Source organism: Neoroseomonas alkaliterrae, assembly GCF_014199195.1.
Classification (GTDB): Bacteria; Pseudomonadota; Alphaproteobacteria; order Acetobacterales; family Acetobacteraceae; genus Neoroseomonas; species Neoroseomonas alkaliterrae.
This window is the reverse complement of record NZ_JACIJE010000001.1, coordinates 210,492-228,455: the sequence shown is the minus strand read 5'-3', so window position 1 is coordinate 228,455 and position 17,964 is coordinate 210,492. Positions and strand designations below refer to the sequence as shown.

General features: G+C 72.5%; 18 protein-coding genes. 10 read left to right on the top strand and 8 right to left on the bottom strand.

The genetic code is table 11. From position 1 onward, the window contains the following. Positions 1-265 precede the first annotated feature (265 nt). The gene (locus FHS88_RS01100) at positions 266-2,089 is read left to right on the top strand and encodes an ABC transporter ATP-binding protein/permease (RefSeq protein WP_184480440.1); all 1,824 of its coding nucleotides are present in this window, start codon (positions 266-268) and stop codon (positions 2,087-2,089) included. A 140-nt stretch (positions 2,090-2,229) separates the two neighbouring features. On the opposite strand, the gene FHS88_RS01095 is transcribed toward FHS88_RS01100, so the two are convergent. Genes FHS88_RS01095 through FHS88_RS01080 form a run of 4 tightly spaced genes read right to left on the bottom strand, consistent with a single transcriptional unit; the run spans position 2,230 to position 4,956 of the window. Continuing rightward, positions 2,230-2,979, bottom strand: coding sequence for an FkbM family methyltransferase (locus FHS88_RS01095; protein ID WP_184480438.1), 750 nt, complete (start codon positions 2,977-2,979; stop codon positions 2,230-2,232). Continuing rightward, positions 2,976-3,425 carry an SAM-dependent methyltransferase gene (locus tag FHS88_RS01090; protein WP_184480436.1) on the bottom strand — a complete coding sequence of 150 codons (450 nt, stop codon included), beginning with the start codon at positions 3,423-3,425 and terminating at the stop codon, positions 2,976-2,978. Before FHS88_RS01090 ends, FHS88_RS01095 begins: the two co-directional genes overlap by 4 nt. Further along, on the bottom strand, positions 3,422-4,306 hold the full coding sequence (locus FHS88_RS01085) for a VOC family protein (RefSeq protein WP_184480434.1): 885 nt from the start codon (positions 4,304-4,306) through the stop codon (positions 3,422-3,424). The genes FHS88_RS01090 and FHS88_RS01085 overlap by 4 nt, the downstream gene beginning before the upstream one ends. Continuing rightward, the gene (locus FHS88_RS01080; protein WP_184480432.1) at positions 4,303-4,956 is read right to left on the bottom strand and encodes a glutathione S-transferase family protein; all 654 of its coding nucleotides are present in this window, start codon (positions 4,954-4,956) and stop codon (positions 4,303-4,305) included. The genes FHS88_RS01085 and FHS88_RS01080 overlap by 4 nt, the downstream gene beginning before the upstream one ends. A 144-nt stretch (positions 4,957-5,100) precedes the next feature. Between FHS88_RS01080 and FHS88_RS01075 the strand changes: the two genes are divergently transcribed. From FHS88_RS01075 to FHS88_RS01060, 4 genes are all read left to right on the top strand, one after another. Next, positions 5,101-6,435: an aspartate aminotransferase family protein gene (locus FHS88_RS01075; protein WP_184480431.1), complete on the top strand. Its 1,335-nt coding sequence runs from the start codon at positions 5,101-5,103 to the stop codon at positions 6,433-6,435. An 8-nt stretch (positions 6,436-6,443) separates the two neighbouring features. Further along, a complete protein-coding gene (locus FHS88_RS01070) occupies positions 6,444-7,229 on the top strand; it encodes a response regulator (protein WP_184480430.1) in 786 nt (261 codons plus the stop codon). After that, positions 7,226-8,260: a CobW family GTP-binding protein gene (locus FHS88_RS01065; RefSeq protein WP_338146322.1), complete on the top strand. Its 1,035-nt coding sequence runs from the start codon at positions 7,226-7,228 to the stop codon at positions 8,258-8,260. Before FHS88_RS01070 ends, FHS88_RS01065 begins: the two co-directional genes overlap by 4 nt. Positions 8,261-8,330: 70 nt before the next feature. After that, positions 8,331-9,344, top strand: a complete 1,014-nt coding sequence (locus tag FHS88_RS01060; protein ID WP_184480428.1) for a WD40 repeat domain-containing protein — start codon at positions 8,331-8,333, stop codon at positions 9,342-9,344. A 31-nt stretch (positions 9,345-9,375) separates the two neighbouring features. Here the strand turns inward: FHS88_RS01060 and FHS88_RS01055 are convergent, their stop codons facing one another. The 4 genes from FHS88_RS01055 to FHS88_RS01040 are packed head-to-tail and all read right to left on the bottom strand — an operon-like array spanning position 9,376 to position 12,843. Then, complete coding sequence (locus tag FHS88_RS01055; RefSeq protein WP_184480427.1) at positions 9,376-9,828, bottom strand: DUF3429 domain-containing protein; 453 nt, start codon at positions 9,826-9,828, stop codon at positions 9,376-9,378. A 52-nt stretch (positions 9,829-9,880) separates the two neighbouring features. Next, positions 9,881-10,492, bottom strand: coding sequence for a hypothetical protein (locus FHS88_RS01050; RefSeq protein WP_184480426.1), 612 nt, complete (start codon positions 10,490-10,492; stop codon positions 9,881-9,883). 51 nt (positions 10,493-10,543) lie between these two features. Further along, positions 10,544-11,254, bottom strand: coding sequence for a creatininase family protein (locus FHS88_RS01045; RefSeq protein ID WP_184480425.1), 711 nt, complete (start codon positions 11,252-11,254; stop codon positions 10,544-10,546). Continuing rightward, complete coding sequence (locus FHS88_RS01040) at positions 11,251-12,843, bottom strand: ABC transporter substrate-binding protein (protein WP_184480424.1); 1,593 nt, start codon at positions 12,841-12,843, stop codon at positions 11,251-11,253. Before FHS88_RS01040 ends, FHS88_RS01045 begins: the two co-directional genes overlap by 4 nt. A gap of 75 nt (positions 12,844-12,918) precedes the next feature. Here FHS88_RS01040 and FHS88_RS01035 point away from each other — a divergent pair, with 75 nt between their 5' ends. The 5 genes from FHS88_RS01035 to FHS88_RS01015 are packed head-to-tail and all read left to right on the top strand — an operon-like array spanning position 12,919 to position 17,903. After that, positions 12,919-13,896, top strand: a complete 978-nt coding sequence (locus FHS88_RS01035; protein WP_184480423.1) for an ABC transporter permease — start codon at positions 12,919-12,921, stop codon at positions 13,894-13,896. Continuing rightward, positions 13,893-14,753 (top strand): ABC transporter permease, encoded by an 861-nt coding sequence (locus tag FHS88_RS01030; RefSeq protein WP_184480422.1) that lies wholly within the window; start codon positions 13,893-13,895, stop codon positions 14,751-14,753. The genes FHS88_RS01035 and FHS88_RS01030 overlap by 4 nt, the downstream gene beginning before the upstream one ends. Continuing rightward, entirely contained in the window at positions 14,750-15,721 is a 972-nt protein-coding gene (locus FHS88_RS01025) for an ABC transporter ATP-binding protein (protein ID WP_184480421.1), read from the top strand. The genes FHS88_RS01030 and FHS88_RS01025 overlap by 4 nt, the downstream gene beginning before the upstream one ends. After that, positions 15,718-16,716, top strand: coding sequence for an ABC transporter ATP-binding protein (locus FHS88_RS01020; RefSeq protein ID WP_184480420.1), 999 nt, complete (start codon positions 15,718-15,720; stop codon positions 16,714-16,716). Before FHS88_RS01025 ends, FHS88_RS01020 begins: the two co-directional genes overlap by 4 nt. Continuing rightward, the gene (locus FHS88_RS01015) at positions 16,713-17,903 is read left to right on the top strand and encodes a M20 aminoacylase family protein (RefSeq protein WP_184480419.1); all 1,191 of its coding nucleotides are present in this window, start codon (positions 16,713-16,715) and stop codon (positions 17,901-17,903) included. The genes FHS88_RS01020 and FHS88_RS01015 overlap by 4 nt, the downstream gene beginning before the upstream one ends. Positions 17,904-17,964: the final 61 nt, after the last annotated feature.

Sequence of the window (17,964 nt, the reverse complement as noted above, 5' to 3'; positions counted from 1 at the left end):
CCGGGCGGGCCGGCTGCCAGCCTGTCATGCCGGTCGCGCAGCGGTTCCCGCGCCGGCGCCGGGCCGCGCGCCGCTATTCCGGCGGAGGGGCCGATGCGGCACAGTGGCGCCGGCGGCGCCGCCCGATGCGGCGCATCCGGCCGCCGCCGATGGCTGGAGGAATACGGATGCGACGGGGCGCAGCGCCGCTTTCGCGGATGGGCAGAGGTGTGCCCGCGCTGGCGAGCCCTGCCGCCGCCGGGCCGAAAGGACGCGCCGTCGCGCCGTGAGCAACGCCGGCGACCATCCGCGGTTCTTCCGCGACTTCCTGCGCCTCGGCGGCGGCTTCTGGCTGCGCGGGCCGCAGCGCTGGTCGGCGCGCGGATGGACGCTCGCGATGGTGCTTCTCTGCGTCGCGCAGGTGGCGCTCGCGATCCGCCTCAATGTCTGGACCGCCGACCTGTTCGACGCGCTGGAACGGCGCTCGATGGATCGGTTCCTCGCCCAGATCGGCGTGTTCGCAGCCATCGTGGCGGGGCTGGTGCTGTCCAACGCCTTCCACATGGTGGCGCGGCGGCGGGTCAACCTCGCCTGGCGCGCCTGGCTCACGGCGCGCGTCGTGGGGGACTGGATGGCCGAGGCGCGGCACTACCAGGTCGCGCAGATCCCCGGCGACCACGACAACCCCGACGGGCGCATCGCCGAGGATGTCCGCATCGCCACGGAATACGCCGTGGACCTCGCGCATACCCTGCTCTACGCGACGCTGCTGCTCGCCGCCTTCATCGACGTGCTGTGGCGGCTCTCGGGCACGGTCGAGGTGTTCGGCATCGCGCTGCCGGGCCACATGGTCGCCCTGTCCATCGCCTATGCGGCGGCGGGCTCGACGGTCGCCTTCCTGCTCGGCCGGCCGCTGGTGCGCGCGACCGACCTGCGCCAGACCAGGGAGGCGGACCTGCGCTTCGGCCTCGTGCGCGCGCGCGAGGCCGCGGAGGCCATCGCGCTTGCGCGCGGGGAGGCGCTGCAGCGCGACCGCCTCGCCCGGCTGTTCGATGCGATCGGCCCCGCCTGGGCGGCGCAGACGCAGAGTCTCGCGCGGCTGACAGGCTTCTCGGCGGGCTACATCGCGCTCGCGCCGGTCTTCCCGATCCTGGTGGCGACGCCGCGCTTCATCGGCGGGACCATCACCCTCGGCGTGCTGATGCAGACCGCGCAGGCCTTCCAGCAGGTCACGGCGGCGCTGTCCTGGCCGGTGGACAACCTGCAGCGCATCGCCGAATGGCGCGCCTCGGTCGAGCGCGTGCTCTCGCTCGAGGACGGCATCCGCATCGTCGCCACCGAGGCGGCGCGCGAGGGGCCGGACGCCATCGTGCTCGACCGAGGGCCGGGCGTCGGCATCGGCGCCGTCTCGCTCTGCGTCGCCGCACCCGACGGCACGGCGCTGCTGTCCGACATCACGGTCGAGGTCGGCCCGGGCGAGCGCGTCCTGGTGGATGGCGACGCGGAAGCGGCGCAGGCGCTGTTCCGCGTGCTGGGCGGCATCTGGCCCTGGGGGCGCGGCATCGTGCGCCTGCCGCCGGACGGCGCGCTCGCGGCGATCGGCGAGCGGCCCTACCTGCCCGAGGCGACGCTGCAGGAGGCGATCGCCTTCCCGCACCCGGCCACGGCCTGGCCGCACGAGACGATCGAGCGCGCGCTGCTCGTCACGGGGCTCGCCGGCCTCATCGCCCGGCTCGACGAACATGCGGACTGGCCGGGCCTGCTCGGCACGGTGGAGCTGCAGCGCCTCGCCTTCGCGCGGCTGCTGGTGCAACGGCCGCGCTGGATCCTGCTCGGGGACACGAGTTCGGCGCTCGAGCCCGAGGAGGCGGACCGCATGATCGCGCTGCTCGCCGCCGACCTGCCTGACTCCGGGCTGCTGCTTCTCGGCCGCCATCCGGGATCGCCTGATCGCTTCACGCGGCGCCTGACGCTGCGGCGGCTGCCCGATGGCGAGGTGCTGCTGCGCGAGATCCACGAACGCCGCCGGGCGGCGCGCCAGCCGCGCCCAAGGCCGTTGCCACTGGTGGACTGGCTGCGCCGCGGCTACGAGCACCGAAACCAGTATTAGCACGTGATCCGCGGTTGGCCTGCCGCGGCGCGGCGGTCCTTCCCGCCTTGCCGCGAACAGGTGATGAAACCTCAAGCCCCGAGCCGCCCGCGCCCGTTCCATGGAACCAGGCAGCCGCTCCGCGCCAAGGGCGGCTGCCTCTAGGCCAGCCGCTCCGGCGTCAGGCTCGCGTAGATGTCGCCGCTGTTCGCCGCATGGGGCAGGCCCATCAGCCAGTCCGCCATGCGCGCCGCCTCCACCGGCACCGGATGGACGAAGGCCATGCTCTCGCCCAGGCAGGCGTTGAAGCGCCGGTAGCCCAGTGCGCCGAGCAGGCCGAGGCATTCCAGCGCGACCTCGCGCTGGATGGTGGTGAACTCGAAGGAGAGGGCGCGCGGCGGGCGCGAGAGGCCGCGCAGCACCGCCGCCTCGAACCCCTCCACGTCGATCTTCACGAAGGCGGGCAGGCCGTGGCGCGCGGCGAGCGCGTCGAGCGTCGTCACCGGCCGCGCGATGGCGGCGTCCCAGCGCTGGCCCTCCCATCCTTCCGCGCCATCGGCGGCGGCGATGAAGGCGTCGGAGGCCGTGGCGACGGTCGGGTTGGCGGTGTTGAGCCGCAGCATCGCCTCGCCCGGCTCGGCGCCGACCAGCGCCTGCACAAGCGCCACGCCGGGGTCGCGCCGGAAGATCAGGCGCAGCGCGCGGGCGAGGCGGGGCTGCGGCTCCACAGCCACCACCCGCGCGCCCAGCCGCCGGAAGGCGGCGGTGCGGTCGCCGACATGCGTGCCGACATCGAAGGCGAGATCCCCCGCGGCGAGAAAGCGCGCGTAGAAGGCATCGAGCAGCGCCGCCCGCCCCGGCGCGTAGTAGGTGCGCAACGAGGCGCCGACGGCCTTCGCGAAGCCGCTCATGGCCTGCGCGCGGGCTTGAGGTCGAGCAGCGGCGTGCCGTCCACGCAGTCGAGGCCGCACACCGTCGCGCCCGCCTCGTCCACCGCCACCACCTCCACCACCGATGTCGCGATCGGGTTCGGCCGGTTGGGCGAGCGCAGCGCGAAGGTGCCGGCCGGCGCGCGCCCCTTCGGCGCCTGCACCAGCAGGTCGCGCCGCGCGAGGTGCATCCAGTAGAGCACCTCCAGCCGGTCGCCCGCCGCGATCCCGCGCAGCGCCGGGCGCCAAGGCGCCTCGACCTCGATGCGGCATTCGGGACCGTCCGGCGTGCCGCGGTGGGGGCAGTCCGCGCGCGTCGCGAAGGGCGTGCGGATGCGGCCGATGAAGGTGAGCGTCGCATCCGCGCGGTCCGGCGCGCCGCCTTCCACCTCGCCCGGGCGCGTCGCGTGCCAGGCGGCCTCGCTCATGCGAAGACCACCGCCGCGCCGGCGGCGTGCTCGGGCGGCACCATCAGCCCTGCCGGCGCCGCGCGCGTCGGGATGCCGGCCAGCACCTGCCGCGCGGCGGCGGCGCCATCCTCGGTGCGTATCACCATGCCGGCCATGAAGGGCGAGGCCGGCGCCGTCACGCCGGGCAGCACGGTGGGCAGCGATTCCTCGGCCAGCACGCGCACGCGCGTCTCCATCGACGGTGCGAAGGGGCCGGCCGCGCGCGCCGCGCCGGGCAGGCGCAGCAGGAAGCCGCCGGCCGGGTCTGGCTCGACCGGCAGGCCCGCGACGCGGGAGAGCCGCGCCGCCGTCTCCGCCGGCTCGCGCGCGCAGAGGATCGCCTCCTCCAGCGCCACCGCCTTGTTGGCGTGGTTCATCCAGCGTTCCTGCCAGACCAGTTCGGGCGTCAGGTGGCGGATGAGTTGCACGCGCCCTTCCGGCGGGTCGGGGAAGGGCAGGCGGGCGAATTTCGCGATCGGCCCGCCCGGCTCCACCGGCCGCTCGAGCCAGGCGACGCCGGGGATCTCGATGCCGGCCGCGCGCATCCGCGCGAGGTTCGCCTCCTCGTCGGTGATGGCGAGCGCCAGGATGTGCATGCCCGGATAGCGCGCGAGGAAGCGGTTGAGCGTGTTGTCGTAGAGCGCCGGATCGAGGATCGCGATCAGCTCGATGTAGCCGTGCCTGAGGAAGGCGCAGCGATTGCCCGAGCCCCAGGGCTCGACCGGCAGGTCCGGCCGCCGCCGCCCCGATTGCTGCGCGACGGGCGAGAGGGCGAAGCCCAGCCTCTCATAGGCGGCGGCCATGGGGGCGAGCTCGCGCGCGGCGACGCCGACATGGTCCAGAGCGACGGCGGTGTTCATGCGGGATTCTCGTACTTGTCGAGCAGCCAGGCCGCCGGTTCGCCGGCGGCCTCTGCATACCAGCGTTCGATCAGCGGATGCGCGCGCACCGCGGCGACATAGGCGCGCGACGCCGCCGAAAGGTCGGGCGCCCAGGTGAGGAAGCGCGTCACCACCGGCGCGTACATCGCATCGGCGAGGCCGAAGGCCTGGCCGAACAGGAAGGGGCCGCCATGGGCGCCGAGCGCCTCGGCCCAGATCGCCTCGATCCGCGCGACGTCGGCCAGCGCCTCCGGCGTCCGGCCGCGGCCCGGGAAGCTCCGGCCGAGATTCATCGGCATGGCGATGCGCAGGCTGCGGAAGCCGGCATGCATCTCGGCGGCGATGGCCCGCGCATGGGCGCGCGCGGTGCGCTCGGCCGGCCAGAGGGAGGGCTCGAACTCCGCGCAGTATTCGGCGATGGCGAGGCTCTCCCAGATGCGCGCGCCCTCGTGCTCCAGATAGGGCACCATGCCGTTGGGGGAGACGGCCTTGATCGCCCCGGTCGCGCCGCCGGCGAGCGGGATCACCACCTCCTCCACCTCCAGCCCGGCCAGCTGCACCGCCAGCCAGCCGCGCAAGGACCACGAGGAATAGCGTTTCGTGCCGATGACGAGGCGCCCCTTGGTCATGCCCGCGCCCTCCTTCCCGGCGCGGGCCGACCATGCCATGCGGCGCGCGGGTCGCGAAGCCGCCGGCGCCCATTCCGGCCCGGGCGCTTGCCCCGAAGGCCCGCGGCGTGTTCCCTGCACCCCTGCCGTGCCCCGGAGAGCCCGATGAACGAGATCAGCGTGCCGCGCCCCAATTCCCTCGACGCCTTCTGGATGCCCTTCTCCGACAATCGCTATTTCAAGGGCGACACGTCGCGGATGCTCGCCCGCGCCGAGGGCATGTCCTACTTCACGCCCGAGGGGCGGGAGATCCTCGACGGCACGGCGGGGCTGTGGTGCTGCAATGCCGGCCACGGGCGGCGCGAGATCACCGAGGCGATCCAGCGCCAGGCCGCCATCCTCGACTTCGCGCCGACCTTCCAGCTCGGCCACCCGATCGCCTTCGAGGCCGCCGCGCGCGTGGCCGAGCTGACGCCCGAGGGGCTCGATCGCGTCTTCTTCACCAATTCGGGCAGCGAGAGCGCGGACACCGCGCTCAAGATCGCGCTCGCCTACCACAAGGCGCGCGGGGAGGGGACGCGGGTCCGCCTGATCGGGCGCGAGCGCGGCTACCATGGCGTCGGCTTCGGCGGCATGTCGGTCGGCGGCATCGGGCCGAACCGCAAGCAGTTCGGCGCGCTGCTGCCCTATGTGGACCACCTGCCGCACACCCATGGCCTCAAGGAGAACCTCTTCGCCAGGGGCCAGCCGCAGCACGGCGCGACTCTGGCCGATGCGCTCGAGAACCTCGTCGCCCTGCACGGGGCCGAGACCATCGCCGCGGTGATGGTCGAGCCGGTGGCCGGCTCGACCGGCGTGCTGGTGCCGCCGGTCGGATACCTCCAGCGCCTGCGCGAGATCTGCGACCGCCACGGCATCCTGCTGATCTTCGACGAGGTGATCACCGGCTTCGGCCGCCTCGGCACGCATTTCGGCGCCGAGCGGCTGGGTGTCACGCCTGACATCATGACGATGGCCAAGGGCCTGACCAACGCGGCGGTGCCGATGGGCGCGGTGGCCGTGCGGAACGGCATCTACGACGCCATCGTGGACGCGGCCGGGCCGGGCATCGAGTTCTTCCACGGCTACACCTATTCCGGGCATCCGCTCGCCGCCGCGGCCGCCATCGCGACGCTCGAGCTGCACAAGACCGAGGACCTGCCCGGCCGCGCGCGGGCCATCGAGCCCTATTGGCAGGAGGCGGTGCACAGCCTGCGCGACGCGCCGAACGTGATCGACACCCGCGACATCGGCCTGATCGGCGGCATCGAGCTCGCGCCCCGCCCCGGCAAGCCCGGCGCCCGCGCCACCGCGGTGTTCCGCCGCTGCTTCGATGCCGGCGTGCTGGTGCGCGTCACCGGCGACATCGTGGCGCTGTCCCCGCCGCTGATCGTCGAGCGCCCGCATGTGGACCGCATCATTGGCACGCTGGCCGAGGCGATCCGCGCAGAGGCCGCCTGAGGCGAGCCATGGCGCAGGACGACTCCCCGCCGCCGCTGCGCGTGCTGGTGGTGGACGCGATCTCCAGCACGCGCAGCACCGTGATGCGGATGCTCGAGGAACTTGGGCACGAGCCCGTGGCCGCGCTCGACTGGCCGGCCGCCGAGCAGGTGCTGCTGCTGCAGGAGATCGGCGCCGTCGTCATGGCCTTCGGCGTCGAGGGCGGCTTCGACGGCGCCGCATCCGCCGCCCTGCTGCGCGAGCGCCTGCCGCCGCAGGGCGAGCTGCCGCTGATCGGCACCTCCTCCGGCCTGCGCCGGAACGAGGAGCAGGAGGCGCTGGAGGCGGGCTTCGACGCCCTGCTTCTGCGCCCCTTCGGCCCGGAGGACCTCGCCGCAGCGCTCGAGAGGGCGATCCGCGACCGCACCCCGCCGCCGGACCTCGACCCCGAACGCCGCGCGGCGCTGCGCCGGGCCCATGGCCCCGCGGCCCTGGAGGCGCTGGACGCCCGGGCGCTCGAGGCCCCCGCCACGCTGCTCGCCCCGCTCTTCGAGAGCGGCTCGGCGGAGGATCTTGCCGCCGCGGGAACCGCCATCGCCGAGGCGATGGAGGCGATCGGCGCCGTCAATGCCGCGAGCTGGGCCCGGCGCCTGGCCCAAAGCCCGGGCCAGCGCCTGATGTTCCCGCTCATGAGCGCCGTGGTGAAGGCCCGCGGCGCCCTGGCGAAGGACCGGGTGACCGCGGCGGCCCAAGACCCCATATGGGCGGCAAGCGACGCCCCGAGGGGCGACACACCTCCTGGAGAAACCCCGTGAGCGAGACCACCGCCCGCGAACCCGTGCCCGTGACCGTGCTGACCGGCTATCTCGGCGCCGGCAAGACCACGCTGCTCAACCGCATCCTCACCGAGAACCACGGCCGCAAATTCGCCGTGGTGATCAACGAGTTCGGCGAGCTCGGCGTGGACAACGACCTCGTGGTGGATGCCGACGAGGAAGTGTTCGAGATGAACAACGGCTGCATCTGCTGCACCGTGCGCGGGGACCTGATCCGCATCCTCGGCGGGCTGATGAAGCGGCGCGAGAAGTTCGACGGCATCATCGTCGAGACCACCGGCCTCGCGGATCCTGCCCCGGTCGCGCAGACCTTCTTCGTGGACGAGGACGTCAAGCGCGCGACGAAGCTCGACGCCATCGTGACGGTGGTGGACGCGAAGCATTTGCCGGCGCGGCTGGCCGACAGCAGCGAGGCGCAGGAGCAGATCGCCTTCGCCGACATCGTGGTGCTGAACAAGATGGACCTGGTGACCGCGGAGGAGGCGGCCGAGGTCGAGCGCCGCATCCGCGCCATCAACCCCTATGCCGAAATCCGCCGCGCGACGAAGTCCGACGTTCCGATCGAGGCGGTTATCGGGCGCGACGCGTTCAACCTCAGCCGCATCCTCGAGCGCGAGCCCGAGTTCCTCTCGGGCGAGGACGACCACGAGCACGATTCGGAGGTGAACAGCGTCGCCTTCGAGGTGGAGCGGCCGATCGACCCCGAGCGATTCAATGCCTGGATCACCCAGGTGCTGGCGTCCAAGGGCCAGGACCTTCTGCGCACCAAGGGCGTGCTGTATTACGAGAACGACAGCCGCCGCTTCGCCTTCCAGGCGGTGCACATGATCGCCGATGGCGATTTCATCGGCGAGGTGAAGGCGGGCGACCCGCGCCGGTCGAAGATCGTCTTCATCGGGCGCGACCTGAACCGCCCTTGGCTGCGCAAGGGCTTCGAGGCCTGCCAGGCCGGCGAGGACGAGGCGAGGATCCAGGCCGAGATCGCGCGCTGGACCCCGCCGCCGGGCTGAGGGGCGCGCCCCTCGCCACCGCGCCGGCACGGCGCGACACACCCGTCAGCGACAGGATGCGGATGCTGCGATGAGCGCCACCGAAGCCGATTTCCTCCTCGACACCCGCGGCCGCGCGCAGGATCTCGGCGCCTGGGTCGTTGGCGTCGCCTTCGGGCGCGAGGACCGCTGCTGCGCCTTCGCCCTCGGCGACGGCACCGTGCGGCTGGCCGAGGGCTGGCGCAGCATCGCCGCACATGACGGTGCCTGCCTCTCCATCGCGCCCGACTGTGCCGAAGGCGTCATCACCGGTGGCGACGACGGGCGGCTGATGCGCATCGCGCCGGACGGCACGGCGAGCGAACTCGCGCGATACGGCAGCAAATGGGTCGAGCATGTCGCGACGCACGAAGCGGGCGTGCGCGCCGCGGCGGTGGGCAAGGCGGTGCATCTGCTCGATGGCGGGGGCGCGGCGCTGAAATCCCTCGCCCATCCCTCGACCGTGACGGGCATCGCCTTCGACGCGAAGGGCAAGCGCATCGCCGCCTCGCACTACAACGGCGCCTCGCTGTGGTTCGTGGGCGCGAAGGAGGGCACGCCCCGGCTGCTCGAATGGAAGGGCAGCCATACCGGCGTGGTGATCAGCCCGGACGGCACGCATGTCGTCACCTCCATGCAGGAGAACACGCTGCATGGCTGGCGCCTCGCCGATGGCCAGCACATGCGCATGGCGGGCTATCCGGCGAAGACCAAGTCCATGGGCTTCACCGCCAAGGGGCGGTGGCTGGCCACCGCCGGGGCGGATTGCGTCGTGCTCTGGCCGTTCTTCGGCGGCGGGCCGATGGGCAAGGCGCCAACCGAACTCGCGGGCGGCGATGGCGTGCTCTGCACCGCAGTCGCCTGCCATCCGAGTCAGGAGGTCGTGGCGGCCGGATTCGGCGACGGGCTGGTGCTGATGGCCGAGATCTCCTCCGGCCGTGTCGTGCCGATCGCCGCGCCGCGCGGCTCGGCCATCTCGGCGCTGGCCTGGAACGGGGTGGGCACGCAGCTCGCTTTCGGCACCGAGGGCGGCTTCGCGGGGATCGTGGACCTCGCCCGGCGCTGAATGCGCCGGCTCCCGTCTTCGCGCGATCCGCTCAGCCCGCGACCATCAGCAGGATGACCGCCCCGGCGGCGTGCAGCGCCGCCATGCCGAGGGAGAGGGGACGGCGCAGCGTGAGCCACCAGGCCGGCGCGATCCCCTCCATGCGCAGGCGCCGGTCGGTCGGCAGCAGCGCCGCGAAGAGCATGGCGAGGACGAGGTAGCCCGTCGGGTAGGGCACCAGCACGGCCGGCCAGGCGACGAGGCTCGGCACCACGGAGAAGACGAGGTGCCGTGGCAGGGCCTCGGCCGGGGCGCGGGCGCAGGCGAGGCCCCACCAGGCGCCGCCCACGAAGCTCGCGATCACCGCGCCATAGGCCACGCCGGCCCCGGCCGCGATGGCCCGCCATTCCGGCAGCAAGGCCAGGACGCCGAGCGCGGCGATGCTCGGCAGCAATCCGTAGAGCCCGAGCCAAAGGGCGGCACGCGGGAGAGGCGAATCGCTCATCGGGGCACCTCGCGCCCTTTCTGCGGGAGGGGCGGGGGTGTTGCCAAGCCGATCAGGCGCGGATCCAGGTTTCCGAGAAGGCGAGCATCGCCGTGCTGATCCGCTGCCCGGCGATCTCGCGCGGGACCGGCGCGCCCGGGCGGGCACGGCCGTTGATCGTGACGCTCGCCGTCGTGCAGCCGACGAAGAGGGTCGGCATGTGGTGCGCGCCGGTGGCCGAGGCCGCCGGGCCGAGCGCGAAGCAGAAGGGCTTGCCGAGGCCCGACCAGGTGAGCGCGACCGTCGTCTGCCCCGCGACGACGGTCTCGGTGTAGGAGGTGATGGCGTCGCCGCTGCTGCGCACGCTGTCGAGCCCGCGATACTGCAGGCCCTTCAGCCCCGGCAGCCCGCGCCAGGCGCCGAAATGCGAGACGTAGCCGCCGACGAGCCATCGCGCGAGCGGCTCGTTGTCGGTGAAGCAGAGATTGGCGCGCTCGGCCGGCGGCGCCTCCTCCTGCGGCGAGAGCATCAGCACCAGCGCGTGGCCCCGGCCATGCGGGGAGAGCACGACGCGGAAGAAGGAGGCGAGCGTCGTGAACGGCCCCGCCGGGTCGGTCTTGAGCGAGATGCCGGGGTTCTCCCCCGACCATTCGACGGTGCCGGGGAAGAGCATGGTGTCGGCCATGGCGCGCGTTCCTGTAGCAGGCGTGCAGCCTGCGCCGCGCGGGCGCCGGGATCAATGCCGGCCGGGCCAGGGGCCTTCGAGGGCCGCGCGCGTCTCCGCCACGCCGGCGGCCCAGATGCGCAGCATGGCCTCGTCCGGCATCTGCCAGGGGCCGCCGAAGCTGCCGTCGCCGAGCATGGCGCGTACCGTGGCGGGCGGGCTCGCCTTCATCAGCGCCATGTCCACCGCCGGCTTGGCGCCCGGCGGCGCGGGGGCGTGGGGCAGGCGCGTCCAGGGGAAGTTCTCCATCCAGTTGCCGTGGCTGCCCGAGGGGTCCACCTCCATCGCCGCCGCCCAGGTGCGCGGCGCATTCCACCAGTTGTGGAAGCGGATGGACAGGCGCGGGTCGGCGGCCATGATCTCCTGCGCGAGGGCGCCCACCGGCGCGTTGCCGCCGTGGCCGTTGACGATGAGGATGCGCCGGAACCCCGCCTGCGCGACCGAGGCGATGAGGTCGCGCGCCACCGCGAGCAGCGTCTCGACCCTGAGGCTGATGCTGCCCGGGAAGGCGGCGAAATAGGGCGCGAGGCCGAAGGGCATGGCGGGATAGACCGGCACGCCGAGCGGCTCCGCCGCCTCAACCGCCACGCGCTCGGCGAGGATGGCGTCCACGCAGAGCGAGAGCTGCGCGTGCTGCTCCGTGCTGCCGAAGGGCAGCACGCAGCGGTCGTCGCGCGCGAGATAGGCCTCGATGTCGGCCCAGTTGCAGTCGGCGATCCTCATCGTGCGGCCGGCGTCAGGTCCCAGGCGTAGGTCTCCTCGTCGCTGCGGCCGACGCGCAGCGAGACGCGGTCGCGCCGCATCGCCCAGGCGGAGCCGACGGCGGCGATCGGGATGACCACGCGCTCGGCGGTGAAGAGCGCGCCGACCTGGCGGAGCAGCTCCTCGCGCTTCGCGTCGTCGAGCTCGACATTCGCGGCCTGGATCAGCCGGTCGATCTCGGGGTTGGAGAAGCCGGTCCAGTTGAAGGCGCCGAGGCGGAGCTGCGGATTGTTCGTGTGCGCATTTGCCGCGTAATAGTAGTTGGCCTCGCCCGTCAGCGTGCCCCAGCCGGCCATGATGTTGGAGAGTTCGCCGCGCGCGCGGGCGGGGAAGATCACCGCTGCGGGCTGGCCTGCGGCCTGCACCTCGATGCCGATGCGCGCGAGCATCTGGGCGATGGAGGTGCCGACATTCGCATCCCCCGGCAGGCGGTTGTTGGTGAAGTTCAGCACCATGCGGAAGCCGTTGGGGTAGCCGGCCTCGGCCAGGAGGGCGCGAGCGCGCGCGATGTCGGGGCGCGGGATCTGCAGCGCCGGGTTGAAGCCGAAGATGCCGGGCGTCACCATCTGGCTGACCGGCGTGCCCATGCCTTCCATGGCGATCTCGGCCAGCGCGCGGCGGTCTATGGCGAGGTCGATCGCCTCCCGCACGCGGGGGTCGCGATAGGGGTTGGCGGCGAGGCGCGAGCCGTCGCGCGCCGTGACCTGCGGCGTCGGTTCGCGCTGGTCGAGCGCGAGGTTGAACACATAGACCGTCTCGGCCTTGACCACGCTGATGGTGCGGTCGCGCTCGAGCGTCGGGACGTCGGCCGCGGGCACGCGCACGATCATGTCCACCTGGCCGGTGCGGAGCTGCGCGACGCGCGCGGCGGGGTTGGCGATCTCGCGGCGCGTCACCCGCGCCCAGGCCGGGCGCGCGCCCCAGTAGCCGTCGTTGCGCTCCACCGTGAACTGCTCGCGCGGCGTCCAGGATCCGAGGCGATAGGGGCCGGTGCCGATCATGGCGCGGCCGGCGTTGAAGGCCTCGTTGGAATTCTCGGGCGTCAGGCCCGCGGTGGCGCGGGCCGAGGTGATGAAGAGGCGGATGAAGTCGTTGGGCAGGGTCGGGGCCGGCCCGTCGGTGACGATCCGGATCGTATGGGGATCGACGATGCGCACTTCCTGGACGCGGCGGACATAGATCCGCGTGGGGTTGGGGCCGGAAAGCTGCTGCATTCGCCGGATCGAGGCCGCGACGTCCTCGGCCGTCATGTCCGAGCCGTCGTGGAACCGCACGCCGCGGCGCAGGCGGAACTCCCAGGTGTTGGAATCGATCACGCGCCAGGATTCCGCGAGCCCGGGCTCGATCTGCAGCCGGTCGCCGGAATGGGTCAGGGTGTCGAAGACGTGCTTCAGCGCCTCGGCATGGGTGCCGGTGGCGGTGAAGTGAGGGTCGAGACTCTCGGGGCCGGCGATGACGCCCATGGTCAGGGTCTGGGCCGGCGCCGGGGCGGGCAGCAGGGCTGCCGCGCCGGCAAGCAGCGCGATGCGGAAGCAGGCAAGACGGATCATGGTTGTGGCCCCCTGTCGGTGGGGGGATGCTAGGGACGGCTTGCGGCGGCTGTCCATGCCCAACAGACTGGGCGGATGCTCGGCTACGTCATCCAGCGCCTGCTGCAATCCGTCCTCGTCATGCTGGCGATGTCGGCGCTGGTCTTCGTCGGGGTCCACGCCATCGGAAACCCGATCGACGTGCTCATCTCCCCCGACGCGACCCAGGACATCCGCGCCGAGGCGATCCGCCGCTACGGTCTCGACCTGCCGCTGTGGCAGCAGTACCTCGCCTTCCTCGGCCGGCTGCTGCGCGGGGATTTCGGCACCTCCTTCGTGTTCGGCATGCCGGTGCTGGAGCTGATCCTCTCGCGCCTGCCGGCGACGCTGGAACTGGCGCTGGCGGCCGTCCTGGCGGGCACGCTGATCGGGGTGCCGCTCGGGATCTACGCCGGCTACCGGCCGGACGGCATCCTGGCGCGGGGCATCATGGCCGTCTCGGTCCTCGGCTTCTCGGTGCCGACCTTCTGGGTCGGGCTGATCCTGATCCTGACCTTTGCGGTCAATCTCGGCTGGCTGCCGGCCGGGGACCGCGGGCCGGTGATGGAGGTGTTTGGCGTCGGCTGGTCCTTCCTGACGCTCGAGGGCCTGTCCTTCATGCTGCTGCCGGCGCTGAACCTCAGCCTGTTCAAGCTGGCGATGATGATCCGACTCTCCCGCGCCGGCACGCGGGAGATCATGCTGACCGACACCGTGAAGTTCGCGCGCGCGGCGGGGCTGTCCGACCTCACCATCCTGCGCCGCCACGTGTTGCGGCTGATCGCCATTCCGATCGTCACCGTATTCGGGCTGGAGCTCGGCTCCACCCTCGCCTTCGCGGTGGTGACCGAGACCATCTTCAACTGGCCCGGCGTGGGGAAGCTGATCATCGATTCCATCACCGCGCTCGACCGCCCGGTGATGGTGGCCTACCTGGTGCTGGTGGCGTTCCTCTTCGTCACGATCAACCTGGTGGTGGATCTCTCCTATGCGCTGCTCGATCCGCGGCTGCGTCGCGGGGGTGCGGCGGCATGAGCGGCTTCTGGCGCGAATATGCCGAGAACCGCATCGCGCTGCTGGCGCTGTTGGTGGTGGCGGTGCTGGTCGGCGCCGCGCTCGGCGCGCCCTGGATCGCGCCGCAGGATCCCTACGACCTCGCGGGGCTCGACCTGATGGACGCGCGGCGCCCGCCGGGCCATGTGGGGTCGGGGGGGTATGTGCATCTTCTCGGCACCGACGCGCAGGGACGGGACCTGTTCTCGGCCATCCTGTACGGGCTGCGCATCTCGCTGCAGATGGGCCTTGTCGCCGGCGCGGTGGCGATGAGCATCGGCGCGCTGCTCGGCATCCTCGCCGCCCAGGCCGGTGGCTGGGTCGAGACGGCGATCATGCGCGTGGTGGACCTGCAGCTTTCCTTCCCCGCCATCCTGCTCGCGCTGGTGCTGGTGGCCGTGCTCGGCCAGGGCAAGACACAGCTGGTGATCGCGCTGGTCGCCGCGCAATACGCCTATTTCGCGCGCACCGCCTATGGCGCGGCCAGCGCCGAGCGGCGCAAGGACTACGTAGAGGCCGCGGCGGCCACGCCGCTGTCCACCGCGCGCATCGTCCTGCGCCATGTGCTGCCGAATGTGATGCCGCCGCTGATCGTCGTCGGCACGGTGCAGGTGGCGAATGCGATATCGCTCGAGGCGACGCTGTCCTTCCTGGGCCTCGGCCTGCCGCCGACCGAGCCCTCGCTCGGCATGCTTATCGCCAACGGCTTCCAGTACATGATGAGCGGGCGCACCTGGATCTCGGTTTATCCGGGCATCGCGCTGATCGTGCTGATCATCGCCATCAACCTCGTCGGCGACCAGCTTCGCGACCAGACCAATCCGAGGCTGCGGCGATGAGCGCGCCGCTGCTCGAGGTGCGCGACCTGCGCACGCATTTCCTGACGCGCGCGGGGGTGGCGAAGGCGGTGGACGGCGTGTCCTTCTCGCTCGGTCGCGGCGAGATCCTCGGGCTGGTCGGCGAGTCGGGCTCCGGCAAGTCGGTCACCGGCTTCTCGCTGCTCGGCCTCGTGGATCCGCCAGGGCGGATCGTCGGCGGCTCCATCCGGTTCGACGGCCGCGAACTGGTCGGGCTGCCGCCGGCGGAGATGCGGGCGCTGCGTGGCCGGCGGCTCGCGATGGTCTTCCAGGATCCGCAGGCGACGCTGAACCCCGTGCTGAGCATCGGCGCGCAGATGGCCCTCGCCGTGCGCGCGCACGAGGCGGTCTCGGAGCGTGCCGCGCTCGCGCGCGCCGCCGCGGTCCTGGCGCGCGTCGGCATCCCCGACGCTGCCCGGCGGCTCGGCGCCTATCCGCACGAATTCTCGGGCGGGATGCGCCAGCGCGTCGCCATCGCGACGGCGCTGCTGCACGGGCCGGACCTGATCGTGGCGGATGAGCCGACCACCGCGCTCGACGTCTCGATCCAGGCGCAGATCCTGGCCGAGATGAAGTCCCTCGCGGCCGAATCGGGCACCGCGCTGATCTGGATCAGCCACGACCTGGCCACGGTCTCCGCGCTCGCGGACCGCGTGCTGGTGATGTATGCCGGGCGCATCGTCGAGACGGGGCCGGTCGGCGCGGTGCTGCGCGCGCCGATCCATCCCTACACGCGCGGTCTGCTCGACAGCCTGCCGGCGATGGCCGCTCCGGGCCAGCGGCTGCGGCAGATCCCCGGCACCGCGCCCTCGCTGCTCGCCGTGCCGGCAGGCTGCGCCTTCGCCCCGCGCTGCCCCCGCGCCGATGCCGCCTGCGGCGCGCCGCCGCCCGAGGCGCGGCTGCCGGACCGCCTCGCCCTTTGCCATCACCCGATCGAGGTGGCGGCATGACCGGGCTCGTGGTGGCCGAGGGGCTGACGCGACGCTTCGATCCGCGGCTGTCGCTCGGCGACCGCATCGCCGCGCTGCTCGGCGCGGCGGTCGAGACGCGGCCGGTGCGCGCGGTGACCGACGTCTCCTTCGTCGTCCGGCAGGGCGAGACGCTCGGCCTCGTGGGCGAGTCGGGCTGCGGCAAGTCCACGCTCGGGCGGATGGTCGCGGGCATCCTGCCGCCGACTTCGGGGACGGTGCGGATCGGCGGCGCCCCTGTGATGCGCGGCGGGCGCAAGACCACGACGCGCATCCAGACGGTGTTCCAGGACCCCTTCGCCTCGCTCAATCCGCGACGGCGGATCGGCAAGATCATCAGCGAGGGGCCGCTCGCCCATGGCCTCGTCACGCGCGCGAGGGTGCCGGCCTTCGTCGCGGAGTGGCTGGCGCGCGTGGGCCTTGATCCTGCCGTCGCCACGCGATTTCCGCACCAGTTCTCGGGCGGGCAGCGGCAGCGCGTGGCGATCGCGCGCGCGCTCGCGATGAAGCCGGACATCCTGGTCTGCGACGAGCCGGTCGCCTCGCTCGATGTCTCCATCCAGGCGCAGATCCTGAACCTGTTCCTGGAGCTGCGCGAGGCGCTGGGGCTCACCTGCCTCTTCATCTCGCACGACCTTTCCGTCGTGCGGCACGTCTCGCATCGCGTGGCGATCATGTATCTCGGGCGCATCGTCGAAGTCGGCCCTGCCGCGCAGGTCTATGCGGCCCCGCGCCATCCCTACACGCGCGCCCTGCTCGACAGCGTGCCGCGCCTGCGCCTCGACGATGCCGCCGTCTCCTTCCGGCCGATCGCGGGCGAGTTGCCCTCCCCGCTTGCGCCGCCGCCAGGATGCGCCTTCCATCCCCGCTGCCCGCGCGCGAGCGAGCGGTGCCGCCGCGAACGGCCCGAACTCGCCGCGTCCGCGGAAGAGGCCGCGGTCGCCTGCCACCATCCTCATGAGGACCCTGTCGCATGACCAACCCCGTGATCGAAGGCGTCAAGGCCTGGCTGCCGGAACTCGCGGCCATCCGGCAGGACATCCACGCCCATCCCGAGCTCGGCATGGAGGAGACGCGAACGGCCGCGCTGGTCGCCAAGGAGCTGCGCGCCCTCGGCATCGAGGTGACGGAGGGCGTGGGCAAGCTCGGCGTGGTGGGGACCATCCGCGGCACGCGGCCGGGCAACCGCAGCGTCGGCCTGCGCGCCGACATGGATGCGCTGCAGATCACGGAACAGACCGGCAAGCCCTATGCGTCGAGGAACGCAGGCGTGATGCATGCCTGCGGGCATGACGGACACACCACGATGCTGCTGGGCGCCGCGCGCTGGCTCGCGCGGAACCGGGACTTCGCCGGCACCGTCCACCTGATCTTCCAGCCTGCCGAGGAGGGCCGCGGCGGGGCGCGCGCGATGATCGAGGACGGCCTCTTCGAGCGGTTTCCCTGCGATGCCGTCTATGGGCTGCACAACGCGCCGCGGATGCCCATGGGCGTCTTCGGCACGCGGCCGGGCCCCGCGCTCGCCGCCTCGGACCGCTTCATCGTCACCTTCCGCGGCACCGGCGGGCATGGCGGCTCGACGCCGCATCTCGCCACCGACGTCACGGTGGTGCAGGCGCATTTCGTCCTCGCGCTGCAGACCATCATCGGGCGCAATGTCCCGGCGCTGGATTCGGCGGTGCTGAGCGTAGGCTCGATCCAGGGTGGCTCGCCCGTCTCGCCCAATGTCATGCCGGCAGAACTGACGATCACTGGTACGGCGCGGAGCTACACGGCGGCGGTGCGCGATTTGCTCGAACGCCGCATCCGCGAACTCGCCGCGGGGCTTGCTGCGTCCTACGGCGTCACCGCGGATGTCACCTATCGCCGCGGCACGCCGGCCACGGTGAACCATCCGGAGCAGACCGAGATCGCGTTCCGCGCCGCCCGCGCCGTCGTCGAGGAGAAGGCCGTCACGACGATATCGCCCGTGACCGGCGCCGAGGATTTCGCGCTGATGCTCGAGGCGCGGCCCGGCGCCTTCATGTTCCTCGGCGCCGGCACCGGGCCAGATGGGCGCTCGCCGGAGGTCCATACGCCGCTCTACGACTTCAACGACGAGATCATCCCGCTCGGCGTCGCCTATTGGGTGAGCGTGGTGGAGCAGGAACTCGGCGGCGGCTGAGGGATTCCTGATGCGGGGGACGCCGTCGCCGCATTAGGCTCCCCGGCGGGCGCCGGCCGCG

Bases quoted from the DNA above. Each gene is read 5' to 3' on its own strand.
- FHS88_RS01030 (WP_184480422.1), top strand. From the start codon at position 13,893: ATGAGCGGCTTCTGGCGCGAATATGCCGAGAACCGCATCGCGCTGCTG.
- FHS88_RS01045 (WP_184480425.1), bottom strand. From the start codon at position 11,254: ATGAGGATCGCCGACTGCAACTGGGCCGACATCGAGGCCTATCTCGCG.
- FHS88_RS01090 (WP_184480436.1), bottom strand. From the start codon at position 3,425: ATGAGCGAGGCCGCCTGGCACGCGACGCGCCCGGGCGAGGTGGAAGGC.
- FHS88_RS01050 (WP_184480426.1), bottom strand. From the start codon at position 10,492: ATGGCCGACACCATGCTCTTCCCCGGCACCGTCGAATGGTCGGGGGAG.
- FHS88_RS01025 (WP_184480421.1), top strand. From the start codon at position 14,750: ATGAGCGCGCCGCTGCTCGAGGTGCGCGACCTGCGCACGCATTTCCTG.
- FHS88_RS01075 (WP_184480431.1), top strand. From the start codon at position 5,101: ATGAACGAGATCAGCGTGCCGCGCCCCAATTCCCTCGACGCCTTCTGG.
- FHS88_RS01040 (WP_184480424.1), bottom strand. From the start codon at position 12,843: ATGATCCGTCTTGCCTGCTTCCGCATCGCGCTGCTTGCCGGCGCGGCA.
- FHS88_RS01060 (WP_184480428.1), top strand. From the start codon at position 8,331: ATGAGCGCCACCGAAGCCGATTTCCTCCTCGACACCCGCGGCCGCGCG.
- FHS88_RS01070 (WP_184480430.1), top strand. From the start codon at position 6,444: ATGGCGCAGGACGACTCCCCGCCGCCGCTGCGCGTGCTGGTGGTGGAC.
- FHS88_RS01035 (WP_184480423.1), top strand. From the start codon at position 12,919: ATGCTCGGCTACGTCATCCAGCGCCTGCTGCAATCCGTCCTCGTCATG.
- FHS88_RS01080 (WP_184480432.1), bottom strand. From the start codon at position 4,956: ATGACCAAGGGGCGCCTCGTCATCGGCACGAAACGCTATTCCTCGTGG.
- FHS88_RS01015 (WP_184480419.1), top strand. From the start codon at position 16,713: ATGACCAACCCCGTGATCGAAGGCGTCAAGGCCTGGCTGCCGGAACTC.
- FHS88_RS01020 (WP_184480420.1), top strand. From the start codon at position 15,718: ATGACCGGGCTCGTGGTGGCCGAGGGGCTGACGCGACGCTTCGATCCG.
- FHS88_RS01055 (WP_184480427.1), bottom strand. From the start codon at position 9,828: ATGAGCGATTCGCCTCTCCCGCGTGCCGCCCTTTGGCTCGGGCTCTAC.
- FHS88_RS01095 (WP_184480438.1), bottom strand. From the start codon at position 2,979: ATGAGCGGCTTCGCGAAGGCCGTCGGCGCCTCGTTGCGCACCTACTAC.
- FHS88_RS01085 (WP_184480434.1), bottom strand. From the start codon at position 4,306: ATGAACACCGCCGTCGCTCTGGACCATGTCGGCGTCGCCGCGCGCGAG.